The organism is Paratractidigestivibacter sp. (genome assembly GCF_052362415.1).
Classification (GTDB): domain Bacteria; phylum Actinomycetota; class Coriobacteriia; order Coriobacteriales; family Atopobiaceae; genus Paratractidigestivibacter.
In genome coordinates, this window is sequence record NZ_DAWEMK010000170.1 from 1 (window position 1) to 2504 (window position 2504).

Genomic DNA, 2504 nt, shown 5'->3' on the forward strand with positions numbered 1-2504 from the left:
ATTTGCACGCAGATGCCCGCGTTGACCTTGCCGATGCCGGACTGGACAACGACGACGTCCGCTCCCCCGAGCTTACCCTCGCAGAACTCCATGCCGGCGACCTTCGTCGCGCGAGCGCCCTCCATGGCCTCCTTGAGGAGCTCGACCTCCGAGGCCATCGCGCCGATGATTCCCGTCTTCATAGCTGTTTCCCTTCTAGAGTCGCCTGGCTTTACGCCGTCGGCTTCGCGCAGTCGGTTTCGTGCCGTCGCTGTTCGGCGCATCACTTTATGGTTCTACCCACAAACCTGAACAAGATGCGCCCCCACGCGGCCTTACGCCGGGTAGGTCATGTGCGCGGAGTCGATGCCGTAAAGGGTGTTCTCCAGGTAGCGGCGAGCCCACCAGTGCGCGAGGTTGAGGTCGGCGTCATGCCAGTTGCCGCACTCGGCGGGCTTGGCTCCGGGGATCTCGCCCTCGAAGTCGCGGGCGAACTCGAAGCAGCGCGTGACCAGCGGCGCCACGTCCGCCGGCGTCCACTCGCCGAAGAGCACGAGATAGAAGCCCGTGCGGCAGCCCATGGGCCCGAAGTAGACCACCCGGCCAGCCCATTCGGGGTCATTGCGCAGGAAGGTCGCGCCGAGGTGCTCGAGGGCATGGGCCGCGGCCGTGTCCATGACCGGCTCGCGGTTGGGAGCTGTGAGGCGCAGGTCGAAGGTAGTGATGACGGCCCCGGTCGCGGGGTCGCGGTCGACGCGGCTCACGTACACTCCCGGCTCGAGCGTGAGGTGGTTCACCGTGAAGCTGGAGATGAGTTCCATCGTTGTCCTTTCGAAGTTTGGCATCGGGGAAGAAGCGGGGTCGGATCGGAGACCGAGCCAGGGGTCGGCACGGGGATCGGGCAGGAGGTCGGCTCGGGTCACGGGATCAAAGGGCACGGGCGATCCAGGGACGGCCGTGGAGCGCGTGCACGGCACGGTTTCTCGCCCCGGGCATGCCGACGCCGTCGGCCAGGTGCAAAACGACGACGCCGTCCGTCCCGTAAGCGGTGATGCCGCAGAACAGCACGCCGGTGCGGTACTCGGGGTCGAGGTCGGCGCCGAGCGCCTCCTCGACGCAAGTGCGCGCCTCCTCGGCGACGGCGTCGAGGTCCGCGCCCGGAGCGACGGCGAAGGACACCTTGCAGATGCCGGCGTTCGCGGGGTCCAGGTGCGTGAGGGTCGTCTTGTTCAGCACGGAGTTAGGGATCACGTCGACGTCGCCCGCGCGGCTGCGAAGCGTCGTGGAGCGCCAGGTCACGTCGGTCACCGTGCCCGTCGTGGTGCCGACGGTGACTTTGTCGCCGGGACGGACGGCGCGGCTGAGCATGAGGCCGAGCCCGCCCACGATGTTCGAGATCGTGTCCTGCAGGCCGAGCGAGATCGCGACCGAGACGACGCCCAGGGCGGCGATGAGGCCCGAGGGGTCGACGTTGAAGACGGGCCTCAGCACCGAGAGGAACGCGAGCGACCAGATGGCGGTCCTCAGGATATTGATGAAGATCGAGGCGTTCGGGACCTCGGAGGCGTCGAGGACCTTGTTCGCCAGGCGCACGACGACGTTCTGGACGATCAAGGCGATCGCCACCGCGACGGCGATGACGGCTCCCTTCTGGATGAGCGCCTCTGTTATGTTGATGACCTGCTGGTCCATGTTTGCCCTTCTTTTGCCGGAGGTCAGCTTACCTTGACCAGGGGCGCGAAGCCCTTGAGGAGCTTCTTGGTCTTGCCCGTGCGCGTGAACTTGACCTCGATGGTGTCTCCGGATGCGGCCACGACCACGCCGGGGCCGAAGGTCTTGTGAGAGACGCGGTCGCCCTTGGCGAAGTCCGTGGGCTTCTCGTAGGCGCTGGGAGCCGCCGCGGGCGCGGACGTCGGGCGCGAGGTCTCGCTCGCAGAGGCGTGGCCGCCGACCCGCGTGCGGGAGCCGAACGACGAGCCCGCGCCGGAGCCCACAGCGGAGCTGGAGCTGAACTCGCGCCAGGTCTTTGCTCCCGAAGCGGAGCCCGAGCGCTGCGGGGAGCCGCCCGTGGAGCGCGTGCGCGAGCCGAAGACGTTGCCGCCGTAGACGGACGACCCGCGGCCGCTGCCGAAGGTACCGTGGCGGTCGCCGCGCTTCTCCCAGCCCACACCGGTCATGCCGAGCGAGCCCACGCCCTCGCGCTCGCAGTCCTCCTCGGGGATCTCGCGCACGAAGCGGCTCGGCGGGTTGGCCTGCGTGGAGCCGAAGGTGCGGCGCGTGGCGGCATAGGTGAGGTAGAGCTTCTTGCGCGCGCGGGTGATGGCGACGTACGCCAGGCGCCGCTCCTCCTCGAGCTTGGCCGGATCGGAGTCGCCGAAGGTCGTGTGGGGGAAGATCCCTTCCTCCATGCCGGCGACGAAGACGACCGGGAACTCGAGGCCCTTGGCCGCGTGGACCGTCATCATCGTGACGGCGCTCGACTGGCCCGCGAGCGAGTCGAGGTCGCTGCGCAGCGCGAGCCACTC

General features: G+C 68.4%; 4 protein-coding genes. All 4 read right to left on the reverse strand.

Annotation, left to right across the window (positions count from 1 at the left end):
- Positions 1-182, reverse strand: a 182-nt coding sequence (locus ACT84W_RS10485; RefSeq protein WP_444329173.1) for a phosphorylase family protein, incomplete at its 3' end; no start/stop codon positions are given.
- 132 nt (positions 183-314) lie between these two features.
- Positions 315-800 (reverse strand): S-ribosylhomocysteine lyase, encoded by a 486-nt coding sequence (locus tag ACT84W_RS10490; protein WP_417576398.1) that lies wholly within the window; start codon positions 798-800, stop codon positions 315-317.
- Positions 801-906: 106 nt separating this feature from the next.
- A complete protein-coding gene (locus tag ACT84W_RS10495) occupies positions 907-1671 on the reverse strand; it encodes a mechanosensitive ion channel family protein (RefSeq protein ID WP_432291098.1) in 765 nt (254 codons plus the stop codon).
- 23 nt (positions 1672-1694) lie between these two features.
- Positions 1695-2504 (reverse strand): 3'-5' exonuclease (locus ACT84W_RS10500; protein ID WP_444329174.1); only part of this gene is annotated, 810 nt, incomplete at its 5' end.

Bases quoted from the DNA above. Each gene is read 5' to 3' on its own strand.
- ACT84W_RS10490 (WP_417576398.1), bottom strand. From the start codon at position 800: ATGGAACTCATCTCCAGCTTCACGGTGAACCACCTCACGCTCGAGCCG.
- ACT84W_RS10495 (WP_432291098.1), bottom strand. From the start codon at position 1,671: ATGGACCAGCAGGTCATCAACATAACAGAGGCGCTCATCCAGAAGGGA.